The organism is Ensifer sp. 2TAB8 (genome assembly GCF_052115125.1).
Taxonomy (GTDB): domain Bacteria; phylum Pseudomonadota; class Alphaproteobacteria; order Rhizobiales; family Rhizobiaceae; genus Ensifer.
On sequence record NZ_JBFRGB010000033.1, the window covers coordinates 25,947 to 43,967 of the forward strand.

At 58.9% G+C, this 18,021-nt stretch carries 15 protein-coding genes; 13 read left to right on the top strand and 2 right to left on the bottom strand.

Going from position 1 to position 18,021, the window contains the following annotated elements:
• Positions 1-9: 9 nt before the first annotated feature.
• Positions 10-915, bottom strand: coding sequence for an NAD-dependent epimerase/dehydratase family protein (locus tag AB4Z53_RS31705; RefSeq protein WP_441599286.1), 906 nt, complete (start codon positions 913-915; stop codon positions 10-12).
• Positions 916-918: 3 nt separating this feature from the next.
• Entirely contained in the window at positions 919-1,638 is a 720-nt protein-coding gene (locus AB4Z53_RS31710) for a FadR/GntR family transcriptional regulator (RefSeq protein ID WP_441599287.1), read from the bottom strand.
• 325 nt (positions 1,639-1,963) lie between these two features.
• Between AB4Z53_RS31710 and AB4Z53_RS31715 the strand changes: the two genes are divergently transcribed.
• The 13 genes from AB4Z53_RS31715 (at position 1,964) to AB4Z53_RS31775 (ending at position 17,953) form a co-directional block, all read left to right on the top strand.
• Positions 1,964-3,916 carry an ABC transporter substrate-binding protein gene (locus AB4Z53_RS31715; RefSeq protein WP_441599288.1) on the top strand — a complete coding sequence of 651 codons (1,953 nt, stop codon included), beginning with the start codon at positions 1,964-1,966 and terminating at the stop codon, positions 3,914-3,916.
• Positions 3,917-3,989: 73 nt separating this feature from the next.
• Entirely contained in the window at positions 3,990-4,976 is a 987-nt protein-coding gene (locus AB4Z53_RS31720) for an ABC transporter permease (protein WP_441599310.1), read from the top strand.
• 4 nt (positions 4,977-4,980) lie between these two features.
• Positions 4,981-6,120, top strand: coding sequence for an ABC transporter permease (locus tag AB4Z53_RS31725; protein ID WP_441599289.1), 1,140 nt, complete (start codon positions 4,981-4,983; stop codon positions 6,118-6,120).
• A gap of 13 nt (positions 6,121-6,133) precedes the next feature.
• The gene (locus tag AB4Z53_RS31730; protein WP_441599290.1) at positions 6,134-7,867 is read left to right on the top strand and encodes an ABC transporter ATP-binding protein; all 1,734 of its coding nucleotides are present in this window, start codon (positions 6,134-6,136) and stop codon (positions 7,865-7,867) included.
• Between the two features lie 18 nt (positions 7,868-7,885).
• A complete protein-coding gene (locus AB4Z53_RS31735; RefSeq protein WP_441599291.1) occupies positions 7,886-9,115 on the top strand; it encodes a mandelate racemase/muconate lactonizing enzyme family protein in 1,230 nt (409 codons plus the stop codon).
• A 158-nt stretch (positions 9,116-9,273) separates the two neighbouring features.
• Entirely contained in the window at positions 9,274-10,161 is an 888-nt protein-coding gene (locus AB4Z53_RS31740) for an SMP-30/gluconolactonase/LRE family protein (protein ID WP_441599292.1), read from the top strand.
• A 321-nt stretch (positions 10,162-10,482) separates the two neighbouring features.
• Positions 10,483-11,511: a D-2-hydroxyacid dehydrogenase gene (locus AB4Z53_RS31745; RefSeq protein ID WP_441599293.1), complete on the top strand. Its 1,029-nt coding sequence runs from the start codon at positions 10,483-10,485 to the stop codon at positions 11,509-11,511.
• 75 nt (positions 11,512-11,586) lie between these two features.
• On the top strand, positions 11,587-13,128 hold the full coding sequence (locus tag AB4Z53_RS31750; RefSeq protein ID WP_441599294.1) for an ABC transporter substrate-binding protein: 1,542 nt from the start codon (positions 11,587-11,589) through the stop codon (positions 13,126-13,128).
• Between the two features lie 65 nt (positions 13,129-13,193).
• A complete protein-coding gene (locus tag AB4Z53_RS31755; RefSeq protein ID WP_192358223.1) occupies positions 13,194-14,111 on the top strand; it encodes an ABC transporter permease in 918 nt (305 codons plus the stop codon).
• Positions 14,112-14,124: 13 nt separating this feature from the next.
• Positions 14,125-15,060, top strand: a complete 936-nt coding sequence (locus AB4Z53_RS31760; RefSeq protein WP_291161593.1) for an ABC transporter permease — start codon at positions 14,125-14,127, stop codon at positions 15,058-15,060.
• Positions 15,057-15,941, top strand: coding sequence for an ABC transporter ATP-binding protein (locus AB4Z53_RS31765; RefSeq protein WP_441599295.1), 885 nt, complete (start codon positions 15,057-15,059; stop codon positions 15,939-15,941). Before AB4Z53_RS31760 ends, AB4Z53_RS31765 begins: the two co-directional genes overlap by 4 nt.
• A 10-nt stretch (positions 15,942-15,951) precedes the next feature.
• Positions 15,952-16,767 (top strand): ATP-binding cassette domain-containing protein, encoded by an 816-nt coding sequence (locus AB4Z53_RS31770; RefSeq protein WP_192358149.1) that lies wholly within the window; start codon positions 15,952-15,954, stop codon positions 16,765-16,767.
• Positions 16,768-17,308: 541 nt separating this feature from the next.
• Entirely contained in the window at positions 17,309-17,953 is a 645-nt protein-coding gene (locus tag AB4Z53_RS31775; RefSeq protein WP_441599311.1) for a hypothetical protein, read from the top strand.
• Positions 17,954-18,021 lie beyond the last annotated feature (68 nt).

The following is an 18,021-nucleotide window of genomic DNA, read 5'->3' on the forward strand; positions in this document are numbered from 1 at the left end:
CCAGCGTCCCTACGGTCCTACCCGGCGACGCCTGATCGCGCCGTCGTGATCCTTCGCGCAAAACCGCCCGCCTTGAAAATGGTCGGCGACGTGGATGTTTTCCGCTGTCGGCGCCTGAGCGTTCAACGAAGCGGCCGCGTCGTGCGCGGTGCCCCGATCCAGCGGCCGATAGCCAAGCTTCTTCGCAATCGAGTTGTCCCACCAGTCGTACTCGGTCTGAGAAACCCCATAGACAGTGGTGCAATCGACGTCGGGATGTTCAAGCCCGATTAGAATGAGCTGTGCAAGGTCTCGCGGGCTGACCCACGTGCCGAGACTGCGTGAGTCACTGCGTGGATCATGCGGGTCGATCGTAGCGTTCGCGATCCTAATGATGAGGCTGCGGATTCCGAACTTCTCAAAGTACAGGCCGGCTTCAAGTTCATTCCAGCACTTGCCAAGGCCGTAGAAGCTGTCGGGGCGCATCAAGCCATCCGATGGCACCTGGTGATCGCGGGGATAGAATCCAGTGGCATGGTTGCTGGATCCAAGTATCACCCGCTTGATGCCGAGCTCCCGCGCGGCCTCGTACAGATTGTGCGTGCCGAGAACGTTCACACGAAGAATATCCTCGATCGCTCTCTCGCCGGGATATCCGGCTAGGTGAATGACCGCGTCGACGCCGTCCAAGGCGTTCCGCATAGCTCCCAAGTCGCAAATGTCGACCTGGGACCAGGTCTCGTCCTCACGCACATCGCCGGGATCCATAGTGTCCAGGATACGGATCGATCGGATTTTCCCTTTAAGGGCCTCTCGAATTCTCTGGCCCACTCTGCCTGAGCCACCAGTGAGCGCCACGACCTGGTCCGACCGATATGACACGGGTTCTCCATCTGATGCAGCGGCTGCATCAGGCAATGTTTTCGGGTATTGCACTTTCTAAACTCCGTCGAACATTCGCTGGCGCGCGTTCAGGATATGGCGCTGCATCGCAATACGTGCGCCTTCCGAGTCACGCTGCCGGATCGCTTCGAATATTGCGTCGTGCTCCGACTGAACGGACCGTAGACGCTCGGGTGTACGTAGCAGACTGAGCTGACGAGTAATATTCATGCCCGTGGCGATGTGTGGTGCCAGGGATTCTTGTATAGAGATGTAGTATGGATTTCGTGTCGCATGGGCCACCGCTTCGTGAAACTGACGATCCTCTTCAATCCCGACCGTACCGGTCTTGACGCAACGTTCCAGCACTTCGAGCGCCTCCCTGAGGTTCTGAAGATCTTCCTCCTGCCACCTTTCAGCAGCCAGCGCAGCGGCCGCGGCTTCGTGACCCGCTCGGAACTCGAAACAGCGCTGAACGTCTGCAAGTGATCCAACCTGCGCAAACCGAAGAACCGCCACATCAGGCTGCCGCTTTACGTAGGTACCTGAGCCTTGTCTGGAGACGACGACGCCATCCTCCCGAAGGCGACCCAGAGCTTCGCGTACAACGGGCCTTGAAACAGCAAATCGGGTTGAAAGATCGGTCTCTGAGGGGAGTCTGCTGTTCAGTCTCAGATCGCCACGGGCGATAAGCGCCACGATCCCGTCATAGACGACATCGCTCAATCGCTCCGGAGATGTATCCCTGGCCGCGAGTTCTAACCCGGTATCGGTCATGTCGCTCTATCCCGATTTGTAAGAAGTGCTTCTCTCCGAAAGGCAGTGTGAAGTCGCCCAGCAAGCGAACGGAATTCCCACTGCGAATTCCGACTGTTGAACTTATAGCAACGTATGCTTCGCGAAGACAAGTTCGCTCCTTCCTGCGTCCGTCCGATATTCGCTTTCGGACTATTGTTTACCTATTAAAATCACATTTTACGAATACGGGCAATAGCGTTGACACTTGTAAATAGCTGTAATACGACTTCACGGCGACAAAAGGCTTGAGGACGGAAGGCCCTGGAGGCTGACCGAGGCTTTTAAAGTGGAGGAGGAACGTTGAATGCGCAACAATCGTGAGCATGACACCCGGTCATTTGGGCGTCGAGCAGTGTTGAAGGGTATGGCAGGCGTCGCAGCGCTGCCGTTGCTGGGATCTGTCGCTAGCGGCCAGGCTTCGCAAAATGAGGCGACAGATTTGGCAAATCTTGTAAAGGAGGGGAAACTGCCGCCCTTGGCCGAACGCGTTGGCCCCGAGCCGTTGATCGTTCAGCCATTGGAGGGGGGCGGCACCTACGGTGGCGAGTTGCGGTTCGGTCTGCGGGGGAGCTCCGATCACAACAATATCCTCCGCATGGTCGGCCCTCAGGGGTTGGTGCGGTGGAACCCGACTTACACGGAGATCGTGCCGAACGTCGCAAAGTCCTACGACGTTGATGAAACAGGGCGCGTTTTCACATTCCATCTCCGCAAAGGGATGAGATGGTCGGACGGTCATCCATTTGGGGTCGACGACATTCTCTTCAACATCGAGGACATCGTCCTCAACAACGAATTCGCGCCGACGCAGCCACGCTACATCATGGGCGGCGAGCCCATGAAGGTGGAAAAAGTCGACGACCTGACAGTCCGCTTCACTTTCAAGGAATCCTACGGGGACTTTCTGGCGGAGCTCGCGAGCCCGCTCGGGCAGCACCCCGTCCTCTATGCGAAGCACTACTGCTCGCAGTTCCATCCCAAATACAGCGGCAATATCCAGCAACTAATCAAGGAAAACGGGGCCAGCGACTGGCAGACTCTTTTCCTTCAGAAATGCGGTGACATCGAGATCCCGTCCCGATGGGCCAATCCCGAGCGCCCGACGCTCGATGCTTGGGTGGTAAGGGAGCCCTATGTCGGAGCAGCGACCCGAGTGGTGCTTGCTAGAAATCCATACTTCTGGCAGGTCGATCCCGAAGGCAAGCAGTTGCCGTATATCGACAGCGTAAGCGGCGCCATCTCGCAGGATGTCGAAAGCCTCGTGCTCTCGGCAATTGGCGGCCGCGTCGATTTCGGACTGCGTCACCTTGACCCCCCGGCGAACCGCCCGGTGCTGGCGGCCAATCGCGAGAAGGGCGACTATCGGTTCTTCGCAGCGACGCCTCCCGGCGGCGTTGATACCATTTTCAACCTCAATCTGACCCATAAGAATCCTGAGCTGCGCGAGCTCTTCAACAAGAAGGACTTTCGCGTCGCCCTTTCCCTTGGGCTGAACCGGCGCGAGATCATCGACACGGTGCTGCTCGGGGAGGGCGAGCCGTGGCAGCACGGCCCGTTCGAGAACCATCCGTACTTCCACAAGCGAATTTCGACGCAATACCTAGACTTCGACTCGGACAAGGCGAACGGCCTTCTCGATGGAATCGGCTTGGAGAAGCGCGGCGCTGACGGGATGCGGCTTTTGCCAACCGGAAAACCGCTGAAGTTCAAGATCGACGTCATCCCGACATTCAATCCGGAGTGGGTCGACATCCTGCAGCTTGTGGAACAGCAGTGGGCAAAGATCGGCGTCGACGTGGACATCAATCCCCTCGAACGGACGTTCTTCTTCGAGCGGACATCCGGTAGCAACGATCATGACGCGGCGGTGTGGACGGCCATTCAAAGCTGGGTTCCGGGCCAGATCCCGCAACATATCGTACCGCTGCACCAGGACAGCCGATGGGGAATTGCTTGGCGCGACTGGTACGTGAGCGGCGGGTCGAAAGGCGAAGAGCCTCCGGAAAGCGTTAAGGAAAGGATCAAGCTCTATGACCAGGCGCGAGGCGTGGTGGATCCGGAGCGCCGGAAGGAACTCATCGAGAAGATCGCGGATATCGCCGCTGATGAATTCGAGGTTTTCGGGCTGGCGAAGGCGCAGTCGACCTATGGCATCGTCAAAAACAAGATGAAGAACGTGCCGGAAGAGATTCCGAACACCTGGTATTGCGCCGCTCCGTCGCAGGCTCTCCCCCAGACGTGGTTCTGGGGAGCCTGAAGATCAGGAATGGTTACAGGTGGCGCTGCTGATGCAGCGCCACGCCTTTCGGTTTTCGCAGAAAGATGAGCTCATGCTACTTGCTTACATCCTGCGGCGCATTCTATGGGCGGTTCCGTTCCTGTTCGCGGCATCTCTCATCGCTTTCGCTCTGATATCCGCCCCACCCGGCGACTATCTCACCACGTTCGCGGCGACGCTTGCCCAGTCAGGAGACGTGGTAGACCAAGCCCGACTCGACGCGCTTCGAGAGCGTTACGGTTTCGACCAGCCGTTCCTTGTTCAGTATTTCCGATGGATATCCGGCGTTCTCACGGGCGACTTTGGTATCTCGTTCGAGTGGCAGCAACCGGTCTCTCAGTTGATCGGTGAACGCATGGCGCTGTCGGTAACGCTCGCGTTTGCAACCCTTCTCTTCACGTGGGCGCTTGCGTTTCCGATCGGCATCTACTCCGCTGTCAAGAAGTACTCCGTTGGAGACTACATCATCACCGGCATCGGTTTCATGGGGCTCGCCACTCCGAACTTTCTCGTCGCGCTCGTGCTGATGTACGTCGCGGTCGTTCACTTCGGCGCAGATGTTTCCGGTCTTTTCTCTCCCGAGTATCAACAGGCTCCCTGGTCCTGGGGCAAGGTTGGTGACCTGCTTTCGCATCTGTGGATACCGGTGATCATCCTCGGTCTCAGTTCCACGGCGAGCTTGATCCGCATCATGCGCGCAAATCTCTTGGATGAGCTCCACAAGCCATACGTGACGACGGCTCGCGCCAAGGGGTTGTCGGAATTCCATCTCATAATGAAATATCCAGTGCGCCTTGCGCTGAACCCGTTCGTGTCTACGATCGGTTGGGCGTTTCCGCATCTGATTTCCGGCGCTGTAATCACAGCGTTCGTGCTCTCGCTGCCAACATCGGGGCCGCTGCTTTTGCAAGCTCTGCTTGCGCAGGACATGTACTTGGCCGGCGCCTTCATCCTCCTCTTATGCTGCCTATCGATCATTGGCATGCTGGTCTCAGACATTCTGTTGGCCGTGATCGATCCGCGAATTCGCTACAGGTGAACCGATGACAGCGACAGCAGATCCACGTCTTCTTACAACCTCCGCCGAAGATCAGGCCTCGCAATGGCGCCTCATCTGGATAGCTTTTCGGCGGCATCGCCTAGCAATGACAGGGGCGATCGTCGTCCTGTCTCTCTACATGATTGGAGCCTTCGCCGAATTCCTGGCACCGTTCGATCCGAACGCGTCCTCTGCGAAGGACATCTACCATCCACCACAGATGCTGCGGTTCATCGATCGAGATGCTGAAGGCGGCTGGCAACTGCGCCTTCATGTCGACGGAATGAAGGCGCAGCGCGATAAGTTTACACTCGAGACCACGTTTGTTTCGGATCCGGGCAAGAAGATCTATCTTTCGATATTCGGCAAGGGTGATCCCTACGCGCTTTGGGGGCTGATACCGATGGAGCGGCATCTGCTCGCTCCCGTGAACCAGGAGGAACATTTCTATCTGATTGGAGCGGACCGCCTCGGCAGGGATATGCTGAGCAGGATCATACATGGAACGCGTGTGTCCATGTCGATCGGCTTGATCGGTGTTGGAATGAGCCTGATGCTCGGCCTCATGCTCGGGGGGCTTTCCGGCTACTACGGCGGGGTGATCGATATGGTCGTCCAAAGAGTTGTCGAACTGATCCTCTCCCTGCCGACGATACCGCTCTGGCTGGGGCTGAGTGCCGCTCTCCCCCAGTCCTGGTCGCCGCCTCAGCGCTATTTTGCGATCACTGTAATCCTTTCCCTCGTGGCATGGACCGAACTCGCCCGTGTGGTGCGAGGACGTTTCCTCGCCCTCCGAAACGAGGATTTTGTGATCTCGGCCCGGCTCGACGGTGGGAGCACGACGCGAATTATCTTTCGGCATATGATGCCTTCGATGATGAGCCACATCATCGCCTCTGTCACGTTGGCCATTCCCGTGATGATCATTGCCGAGACTTCATTGTCGTTCCTTGGCCTTGGCTTGATGCCACCCACGATCTCGTGGGGCGTCCTGCTCAAAGAGGCCCAAAACATCAGGTCCATAGCGCAAGCGCCTTGGCTTTTCGCTCCCGGAGCCGCCGTTTGCCTCGCAGTGCTTTCACTGAACTTCCTTGGTGACGGGCTACGCGATGCTGCCGACCCTTACGCTCAAGACAGCCGCTGAAGAGGAACGAGCCATGGTTACTTCGGATAGCAGAACAATTCTGGAAGTGAAAAACCTAACCACCGAGTTCAAGACCCGACTTGGTCCATATCGCGCAGTAGATGATGTATCGATCGAGCTGCGGGCAGGGAAGACGCTTTGCGTCGTCGGGGAAAGCGGCTCGGGAAAGAGCGTTATGGCTCGTTCGATCCTGCAGATTGTCGATCCTCCGGGCAAGGTTGTTGGAGGTCAGGTGATCCTCCATCGCAGCTCGGATCGTAGCGCCGAGCCAAACTGCGTGGACATTCTTTCGCTCAATCCGAAGTCGGCGGCCATCCGCGCAATCCGCGGTCGTGACATCGCGATGATCTTTCAGGAACCAATGAGCTCACTGTCGCCGGTCCATAAAATTGGCGATCAGGTCGGAGAGGCGATACGCCTACACGAACACGTTTCCAAAAAGGAAGCGCGCGAGCGGGCTGTTGAGTTGTTGCGCAAGGTGGAGATTCCCGATCCGGGGTCGGCGATCGATAGATACACCTTCGAATTTTCCGGCGGAATGCGGCAGCGTGCGATGATAGCTATGGCGCTTGCCTGCAACCCTTCCGTCCTCATCGCTGACGAACCCACGACTGCACTGGACGTTACAATACAGGCGGAAATTCTGGCTCTCATTCAGTCGTTGCAAGCGTCCAGTGATATGGCCGTGTTGTTCATCACGCATGACATGGGCGTGGTTGCGGAGATTGCGGACGAAATTGCGGTCATGCGCTTCGGAAAGGTTGTTGAGCGTGGAGATGTTCATCAAATCTTCGAGAAGCCGGAACACCCCTATACCCAACGGCTCTTGGAGGCCGTTCGCGAACTCGACCGTCCTTCGGAACGGCGCCTTTCGATGCGCAAGGAGCGGCCGCTTGGCCCACCGTGCCTCGTTTCGAAAGGGGTCCGAAAGGAGTACAACTTTTCGAAGGGCTTCCTGGGACTTCAACGCAGCAGCCTGGTCGCGGTCGACAATGCCGATCTGGAGCTTAGGGAAGGGGAGAACCTGGGTATCGTTGGCGAAAGCGGGTCCGGAAAGACGACGTTGGGCCGATGCCTGCAGCGCGTGCACAACGTAACCTCCGGCAAGATCCTCTACACAGACCGGGCAGGGGGGCAGATCGATCTCGCTCCACTTGAGGGTCAGGCCTTGAAACAGCCCTGGCGCGACGTGCGCATGGTGTTCCAGGATCCGTTTGCCTCGCTCAATCCCCGCATGACCGTCGGCCAGATCATCGCCGAACCGCTAGTCGCCAACGGGTTACTGTCCGGCCAGGCCCTCAGCGAACGGGTGGCGGAACTGTTGGATCTCGTTGGATTGCCGGCATCGGCGATCGAGCGCTATCCGCACGCGTTTTCGGGAGGTCAGCGTCAGAGAATCTCGATCGCTCGCGCCATTGCGCCAAATCCGCGTGTCATAATTGCGGATGAAGCGACCTCCGCGCTCGACGTCAGCCTACGCACGCAAATTCTGAACCTCCTCCTCGACCTGCAGGAACGGCTCGAGTTGAGTTTCATCTTCATCAGCCATGATATCGGAGTCATCCGCTACTTCTGCGATCGCGTGGCGGTCATGTACCGTGGGCGCATAGTTGAGACGGGCGAAACGGAAGTCGTCTGCAGCAATCCGCAACATCCGTATACGCGATCGCTCCTGTCCGCAGTTCCAGTCGCCGACCCCAAGAAGCGCGGCATGGCAGAACGTGTCCGCTACCGTGAAGACGCATAAAAGCAAGGGTGAATTAGAATGAAGATTACAGACATCAAGACTTATCTCATGCAGGTCGGTGCGCGGCCGGGCCTGCCCGGCGCTTCGCCGACTGGCGTCGCCGGTGAGGCGGACTTCCGTGGCTCGCGCAACTGGCTGTTCGTGAAGATCGAGACCGACGAAGGCGTCACCGGTGTTGGTGAATGCTCCGGATGGCCAAGGGTGGTCCAGACGGCAATTCAGGACTACAGGACGATTTTGATCGGCGAGGATCCTCGCGACATCGATCGCCTCTGGCACCGGATGTTCGTTGCATCGATGGGACACGGCATGCTTGGTACGATCGGTGGCGGCGCATTGACCGGCATCGAAATGGCACTCTGGGATATCAAGGGCAAAGCGTTGGGACAGCCGATCTGGAACCTGCTTGGCGGCCAGTTCCGCAACAGGATTCCCGTTTATGGACACGCAAAAACCCCGGAGCGGGCCCGCGAGTTGCTCGAACGGGGATATAGGGCCGTCAAGGTCGGATTCACCGGGGCCGTTGACATCGGCAAGGTTGCTGCAGTGCGCGAGGCCGTTGGCCCCGAGGTGGATGTCATGGTCGATGCGCACGGCCCATCCTGGATGACGGCGCAGGACGCTATCATCTTAGGGCGCGAGCTTGAGGCTCTCGACCTCCTCTTCCTCGAAGATCCGGTCGCACCTGAAAACCTCGATGCCCTGCAAAGGGTTCGCGACGCAGTCGACATCCCGCTCGCCGCCGGCGAACGCGTCAGCAATATTTGGGGCATCCGTCCCTACATCGATCGTGATCTGGTGGACGTCATTCAACCCGACACCGGTCGTGCCGGTGGAATCACGCAGATGCGCAAGATGGCGGCAATGGCGGAGGCGCACTACATCACCGTGGCGCCGCATTCCGGCTCGCTTGGGCCAGTTGCGGAATTCGCCGCACTACATGTCATGGCCACGATTCCGAACGCTCTTATGCTCGAGCGCGTGGAGATCGACTGGCCGGGGCGCTACGAGGTCGTACAGCCGGTGCTCAAGGCCACGGACGGTCATTTACCGGTTCCCAATGCGCCCGGATTGGGCGTCGAGATCATCGAAGAAGAAATCGAAAAGTATCCGAGCCGGCGAAATATCGGCGACATGCCGCCGGACGACGGGCGTGCTTATGAGCCTGGTACGCTCACTGAATGCGTCTACTTCCAACCACGGCTTCGCCGTCGAGCACGCCTGCGTTTGAGCCAGCCGCAGGAATAGCGCGCGGTCACCAGCAGAACGGGCGGCGTCGCGCGCCCTGTAGGGTAGGCTGGGACAACCCAGTCTACCCTGTCCGCCCGCAAAGCAGCAAATCAGGGCTTTCGAGTTATCGTTGCTGCTCAGGCGACCAGCTACATCGTACCAAGATCGGACCAGCCGTGCGTATCGACTATCCAACAGTTGAATATCTCTTAGACCAGCCCATCGGAGCGGGCGAGGGGCCGCTGTGGAGTGCCGGGGAGCAGGCGTTGTACTTCATCGACATTAGGGGTCCGGCGCTGTTTCGTTTGAGCCTCAACAGCATGAAGCTCGATCGGTGGGTCATGCCGAGCACTATCGGCGGATTCGGTCTATGTCGGGATGGGCGATTGATCGTCGCACTGCGCGGGGGGGTGCACTACTTCGACCCTGGTGCCGAGCGATTTGAGCTCATTTGTCACCCAGAAGCGGATCGGCCGATGAACCGGCTGAACGACGCCAAGGTTTCTCCCGACGGTCGTTTCTTTGTGGGAAGCATGGACACACGACCCGAGAAGGAGCGTGTCGCCTCTTTGTTTCGTGTCGATCCTGACGGGGAGGCGACGCGGATGTTTGGAAACTTGATCGTCTCGAACGGCCTGGCCTGGAGCCCGGATGGCAAGACGCTGTATCACTCGGACAGCCGCAGTTCCTACGTTCAAAGCTTCGATTACGACTTGAAGACAGGTGCGCTTTCAAACCGGCGCCTTGTCGTGGAACTGACCGAAGACGACGGCAGACCAGACGGCGCGGCTTGTGATGCGGAGGGATTCTATTGGTCAGCCGGGGTTACCGCCGGATGCCTTAACCGCATCGCTCCCGATGGTCGCATTGATCGCAAGGTAATGCTTCCCGTGCCAGCGCCCACCATGCCCTGTTTCGGGGGGGCCGATATGAAGACGATGTTCGTCACTTCCTTGACTTCGGCGCGCACAGGCACCGAGGTTGCGGGAACCGTCATAGCATTCCCCGTCGACGTGCCGGGCGCACCTGTCGCAAGGTTCAGTGAGAACATCCTCGCCAGATAGAGCGCAATTGGCGGCGTCTTCCGACCCTGAGCGGACCGCAGAATTCGCTACTCTCGTCTAATTCCTTCCCGAGATACCGTCGTGGCTCCCTCAGATAGGGCAAAATTTGTTTTGTCTCGGAGGCTCTCGAAGGCGAAAACCCGCCAAAATCCGGGAATTCGGAAATGTTTGCTCAAATCCGGTCGATAAAAGTTGTTAATACTTGCCTTTTCCTGTCTGTTATATAAGATCGCAGTGTGAGAATGGTCGCAGGACCATGACGGAGCGCCGGCGATACGAGCGGCGCCCTCGCAGGAAATTGAATCGGAGGAATTTAACGCAATGCAGCAGCCATCAGCCGTGCCGAGAATGTCCCATGATCGCCCGATCAAGGCAGCGCTCGTCACTCTCCCTTACGCGCCGGAGGAACTCGACGAGTTGCGGGCAGCGGTTGCGCCGGCGGACTTCATTCACTGCTCGTCGACGGACGAGAAGGGAATTGCAGCCGCCCTCGAGGCCGTCGATGTTGCGATTATCGCCGGCGATCTCGACGACCGGTACATCAACGCTCCGAACCTCAAGTGGGTGCACTGCGACCATTCGGGGCTAACGAAGTCAGCACGGCCCGAGGTCTTCGAGAAGGGTCTGATCGTCACCGGCGCGGCAGGAAGATCAGCCGCTGCACTCGCTCAGCACGCGTTCTACTTTGCTCTGGCGCTCACCTATGACGCCAAGCAACTTATCGAGATGCAAACCGCTCATGTCTGGCGGGGAATTCCAGGCTATGGCGAAAAGCTGGGACTTGCCGGCAAGACGCTCGGGATTGTCGGCTACGGTCAGACGGGCGTGGAGATGGCAGCTCTCGGAAAGGCGTTCCAGATGAAGGTGATTGCCTACAATCGTAGCGTGGTCTCTTCACCTTCCAACGTCGACCTTATGCTTTGCTCCGAGCGGGGAGACAGCATCGACCAGTTGGTCGAAGAAGCCGACGTCATCATGTTGGCGACGCAGCTCACCGACGTCACCTATCATATGTTCTCGACGCAGCAGTTCGCGAAGATGAAGCGCACGGCGCTTATCATCAATATGGCGCGCGGCCTGGTGATCGATGAAGCCGCATTGCTAGAGGCCCTGAAGTCCGGCGAGATCGCGGGCGCGGGCCTCGACGTCTTCAGCAAAGAGCCGCTGCCGGCGGACTCGGCGTTGTGGGATCAACCGAACGTCCTCATAACGCCGCACATGACGCCTGGATTGCCCGACAAGCGTCGCCGGTCGATCAACATGATACTGGACAACATCGGCCGCTACCTTTCAGGCGAGCCCATGCTCAACGCGCTGAGCGCGAAAGATATGTTCACGCCCAAGTCGTGAGGGCGGCATCGAAGTTTTGGCTTGCGGGAGGAACCGACCACCGCAGCCAGTGGGTTCAACATCAGGGAGGATGAAATGAAAAGCAATCTCGTACTGAGCGCCATTGCCGCGGCGAGCGCTGCCACTATGCTGACTGCGATGCCGGCCTTTGCGCAGGCATCGGACAAGCCGATCACCGTTGTTCTGGCCGTCGAGCTGGATTCGCTCGACCCTTGCGACACCCAACCCGCGCAGAACGGGAACATCGCACGAGGAAACCTGTTCGAATCCTTGACGCATGTCAGTCCGGTCGACGGCAAGGTGGAGCCGCTTCTCGCGGAGTCCTGGAAGCAGACCAGCGACGTCGTATGGGAGTTCAAGCTGAAGAAAGGTGTCAAGTTCCATGATGGCACCGACTTCAACGCCGCCGCCGCTGCGGCAAATATCATGCGAACTCAGGGCGGACCGAACTACCCCGGCCTCGCATGCCTCAACAGCGGGCAAATTCCGGACCCGGTGAAAGCTGAAGTCGTCGATGACGAGACGCTGAGAGTTACGACGACGGTCGTCGATCCGATCCTGCCGCTCCGACTTTCCTATATAGACATTGGTGATCTGGCCAGCCAAACCAAGCCCGACAAAGTCCTCAACCCTGTCGGCACCGGCCCGTACCAGTTCGTCAGCAGGAAGCAGGGCGAGTCGGTCAAGCTGAGCCGCTTCGATGGTTACTGGGGCAAAGCTCCGCAGATCAAGGACGTCACCTATATCTACCGAAAGGAGCCGTCGGTTCGCGCAAGCATGGTAGAGACGGGTGAGGCTCAGATTGCCTTGAGCATCCAAGCGCAGGATGCCACAGACGACGGCCGGACGGTGACGTTCAAGGACAACCGTATCTTCATCATGCGCCCCAGCACCATGAAGGAGCCGTTCGTCGATCCACGCGTACGCCAGGCGCTTTCCTACGCCGTGGATCGCGACACGCTTGTGCCGGCCATCCTGGGCGTGACAGGCGCCCCGTACTACCAGATGCTCGGACCGCAGGTGAACGGATATCTCTCGGGCTATGACGACAAACAGGCCTTCAAGTTCGATCCGGCGAAGGCGAAAGAACTGATTGCAGCGGCAAAGGCGGATGGTCATGCGGTCGAGACCTCGTTCGACATCATCACCCGCCCGGACATTCTTCCTGATGGAGGCGAACTCGTACAGGCGATCGCCCAAAACCTGCGTGAAGTGGGCCTCAATCCCAACATCATGAGCATGGAGAACACGGCTTGGCGCGAATTCCTCCGGCAGCCGTTCCCGCCGGAAGAGCCCGCCACGCTGCAGATGATCTCGCATGATAACACGTCGGGCGACGCGAGCTTCAGCTACCCGAAGTACATCACATGCAAGGGCCTCAATTCGGCCATCTGCAATCCTGAGCTCGATAAGCTTGTAGCCGACGCTGAAGTCGCCTCCGGCGACAAGCGCGCGGAACTCTACCAGCAGGCGTCGAGCCTTCTCCTCAAGGAGGCGGGCATGATCGGCGTCGCCGAGCAGATCAGGCTGATCATGCTGGCGGAGGGTGTCCACTACCAGCCAAACCCGCTGTCGGGGCTCGAGATTCGCATCGCGGATATCACCCTCGACGATTGATTGGAACGTGGTCCACATGCAGGAGCCGCGTTCTCCAGGCGGCTCCTGCATCGGAGGAATTAGAAATGTTAACTTTTTTAGGCCGCCGGTTGGTTTCGGGTCTCGTGACCCTTCTCGGCGTTGTTGTCGTCGTGTTCTTCCTTTCCAGACTGACCGGGTCGCCCATCGACCTGTTCTTTCCGGAAGGCGCCGAGCCGGAAGTGATCGAGGCGTTCAATCGAGCCTATGGGCTCGACAAGCCCGTCATCCAGCAGTTCGGGATCTTTGTCAGCAGGCTCGCGCACGGCGACTTCGGAATGTCTATTTGGCAACAGCGCCCCGCGATGGAGGCGGCTTTGAGCGAGATGCCTATGACGCTGCTCCTGGCGGCGATCGCCATGGCTATCGCGATCGCGGCAGCTCTGGCTCTAGGGTCGCTTGCCGCAGTGTATCGTTTTCGCACCCCCGACCGGGTCATCACCATCTTGTCGCTCATGACAAGCAGCATGCCCCACTTCTGGTTCGCTCTCGTCGGGATCCTGCTTTTTGCAGTGCAACTACGGGTCTTGCCCACATCAGGTAGCAATAGTTGGCTGTCCTGGATCCTCCCAGTCGCGACCGTGAGCATCGGCCCTATCGGCGTGCTGACGCAGGTTGTTCGTGGCGCGATGATCGACGTCCTCTCGTCCGGCTACATTCGCAACGCCAGAGCACGTGGCATCGCTGGACGGCGGATCATCTACCGTCATGCGCTTCGCAACGCCGCCCTTCCGATCATCTCCGTTGCCGGCGATATCGCGGCAGGGATGGTGAATGGCGCGGTGATCGTAAGCGTGGTCTTCGCGTTTCCGGGCATCGGACGGTCGATCGTGGGCGCAATCTTGAACCGAGACTTTCCGGTTTTGGAAGCAAGCGTTGTGGTCATCGGACTCTCTGTCATCATTCTCAATCTCTTGATCGACATCATCTGCATGATCGTCGATCCCCGCATCAGACTGACGTGAGGGAGTAACTCCGTTGCAAACCGCTTTTCTTTCAACAGCCGGAAATCGCCTGACGCGCTGGCGCGCCTCCCCTCGTTGGCAGATGTTCGTCGCTTCGCCCTTGGCTGTCGCCTCCGCATGCTGGCTGTTGTTCGTGATCGTGATGGCCTTCGTCGTCGCGCCCCTTGTCATCGAGCAGGCGAACAACCAGACCATCGCGCTGCGATTCTTCGCACCGTTCCAGATGGACAAGGGCTTTGCCTTTTTCCTCGGAGCAGACAGCCTGGGACGCCCGATCATGCTTCAATTGATCGTCGGGGCGCGCACATCGGTTCTCATCGCGGTATTCGCCGTCGGAATATCGGCCGCCCTTGGCTACGCAATCGGCCTGGTGTCGGGCTACTTTGGGGGCTGGATCGACAACATCCTGCTCCGCATCGCGGACATTCTGCACACCATTCCCTCGCTCCTGATGGCGCTGGTCGTGCTGTTTGTACTCCAGCCGAGCATTTTCAACCTAATCATTGTCCTCGGGATCACCCGCATTCCCGTCTACTTGCGGACTACCCGTGCACAGACGATGGAAATTCGAGAGCGGATGTTCGTCGAAGTCGCAAGATCGCTAGGCGCGTCGAACTGGCGGATCATGACACGGGAGATAGCACCTCTTGTGTTCCCGACAATCAGAACTCTGGCGATGCTGGAGGTGGCGGCCGTCATCCTGGCTGCAGCAAGTCTCACGTTCCTGGGGATCGGCCTGCAGCGCCCCGACGTGGACTGGGGAATGATGGTCTCGGACGGACGCGCCTATCTGAAATCGGCCTGGTTCGTCGCGGTCTTCCCCGGTGCGGTCATCGTTCTGACCGCCCTGTCGGCCAACATCCTGTCGAACTGGCTCCGTGCGGTGGAAGACCCCGCCCAGAGCACGCTGTTCTTCCGAGCTAAGAAGAAGAAAGGAGCAGCCCAATGAGCTTGCTTCAAGTATCCGATCTAAGGATCACTTTCGAGAGCGGCTTTGGGACGGTCGACGCCGTGCGCGGTGTTTCGTTCTCGATGGAGATGGGCGATGCCATTGCCGTGGTTGGAGCGAGCGGCTCCGGCAAGACGGTGATGGGGCGGTCGCTACTAGGGCTCGTCGACGCGCCGGGCATTGTTCGGGGCAGCATAATGTTCAACGGCACCGAGATCGTGGGCCGGTCGGAAAAGTCCATGCAAGACATCCGTGGGCTCGGGATCGGGATGGTCTTCCAGGATGCCCTCGACGGACTGAACCCCGTATACACCATCGGCTCGCAGCTCAGCGAGATCTTCGCCGTACGCATGGGGATGTCCACTAAAGCTGCACGGGCGGAAGCAATCCGCATTATGGAACAAGTTGGTATCCACAACGCGAAGGACCGTTTCGACAACTACCCCCATCAGTTTTCGGGAGGCATGCGGCAGCGCATCTGTATAGCGATGGCGATTGGGATGAAGCCGAAGATCCTCATCGCCGACGAACCGACTACCGCCCTCGATGTAACGGTTCAGGCAGGCATCTTGCGCTTGATCAAGAGCTTGCAGGCCGAGACCGGCATGGGCCTTATCTTCGTGACGCACGACCTTGCCGTCGCCCGGATGATCTCAAAGCGGATCATCGTCATGTATGCCGGTCAAATCGTGGAAGAGGGGCTTACCGAGGAAATCTTCCAACGGCCGCGCCATCCCTACACCCGCGCATTGCTTATGGCACATCCCGGTCGGGTCAAATCTTGGCGCGACTTGGAACCCATTCCAGAGGCCTTTGTGACGGACTCGTCATCGGGAGGCGGAGGTAGCGCATCCGCCCCGCAGGTCGTGATCAGCCAATAGGGAATGCCTTATGAACGACAAAACGCACACCGCCACTGAACCGCCGTTGCTCGAGGTGCGAAATCTCCGCAAGACCTTCGGTGGTCGCGGAAAGACGCCGGGCGCAATCGTCGCGGTGAACGATATCAGCTTCACCCTCGAGGAAGGGGAATGTTTGGCTGTCGTAGGAGAATCCGGCTCAGGCAAGTCGACGCTCGCTCGCACACTCCTGCGGCTGGTTGACGCCGATAGTGGTGCCGTTCTCTACCGAGGCGACGACATCCTGCGCTTCTCGCATGCCGACATGCAGCGGCAGCGTCGGTACCTGCAAATGGTGTTTCAGGACCCCTATGCGTCCCTTCACCCCAGAAGGACGGTGGCAGAAATCATTTCGGAGCCCTGGCAGATCCATGCCGGAGTGGTCGAGAAATCTGCGCGCAAGGCGCGGATTGATGCGCTGCTGGCGGAAGTCAATCTTCCACAGCACTTTTCCTCCTATTATCCCAACCAACTGTCGGGAGGACAAAGACAGCGTGTCGCGATCGCTCGAGCGCTCGCACTTGAGCCCAAGATCTTGATTTTGGACGAGCCGGTGTCCGCGTTGGACGTATCGGTTCAGGCTCAGGTGATCAAGGTCTTGATGTCGCTTCAGGAGCGGCGTGGCTTGGCATACATATTCATCTCGCATGACCTGCCTCTCGTGCGCCTCGTTGCAAACAAGGTCGCCGTGATGAACAAGGGAGCGTTCGTCGAGGCAGGGCCCACTGCATCGGTATTCGAGAACCCACGACATGAGTATACGAAGTCGTTGTTGGCTTCGTCGCCGATGGCTGCAGAGCAGCACTGAACATCGCCTAACCAGGTCAATTGATTGATCAAAGGTATAACTTGGGCAGGGCCGCGGTTCCGCGGCCTCAGAGAATTGACTCGTTCACTCGCCGCCGCCAGGTAGACATCGGGAACTGAATCACAGTTCTATTTAAGAGAACCTCGGGATTATCAACTCGACGAATGACCCTCTCCGGAGTCGAACGGGCAGGGCGGCCATTGAAAGCGCAATGGCGAAGTGGCTCCGACGGCTGACCCCGAAAATCTGACCGGTGTTGTTGTCCCTCCGACTGCATGAAACATTGCCGCGATTCATCTGACAGTGGAAAGCATTTCGTTTGACCAGCCTCCGCGAGATCCTCGAAGAATCTACTTTTTCGCCGTGGTCCTTGCCACGTTCGTCGCGCTTGTCATCCCCGGCACCACGGCGTTGGAGGTCGGTATCTATCCTGCCCTCGCGCTGATGCTCTTCGTGACCTTTCTTCAGGTTCCGCTCGCCGAACTACGGCAAGTCATTCTCCCGCTTCAGATTCCTCGCGATCCTGCTCGCCACCAACTTTCTGGTCGTCCCGGCAATCGTGGCCGCGCTCGTCCAGTTTCTGCCTGTCGATACCATGCTGCGGCTCGGCGTGCTGCTGGTGCTGTTCGCACCCTGCATCGACTATGTCGTCACGTTCTCGCATCTTGGCCGTGCCGACGCCCGGCTGCTCCTTGCAGCGACGCCTGCGCTGCTGATCGTCCAGATGTTGCTGCTGCCGGGCTATCTGGTCTTATTCCTCGGATCCGATGCGGCGGCACTCGTTCAGATCGGGCCATTCGTGCATGCATTTGTCTGGCTCACTGCTGTTCCGTTGACGGCTGCCTTGCTCGTCCAGCTCTGGGCTGGCAGAAGCGTGGTCGGAGCAAGGACCTCTGTCGCACTGGCCCTGCTGCCCGTCCCGGCGACCGCCGTCGTGCTCTTTGTCGTCGTCGCGGCGGTGGTGCCGCAGCTCGACCCGGCCCTCAATGACGCCCTGCAGGTGTTGCCGATCTACGTGGCCTTCGCCGTCATCGCACCGCTTGCGGGCTGGGCCATCGCCAACCTGTTCCGGCTCGACGTGCCGGCGGCACGCTCGGTCGCCTTCAGCGCCGCCGCCCGCAACTCTCTGGTCGTTTTGCCGCTGGCCTTCGCCGTGCCGGCGAAGTCCCCGTGCTTCCCGCAGTGATTCTAACGCAGACGCTCGTCGAGCTTGTCAGCGAACTGGTCTATGTCCGTCTGGCACCGAAGCTTGCG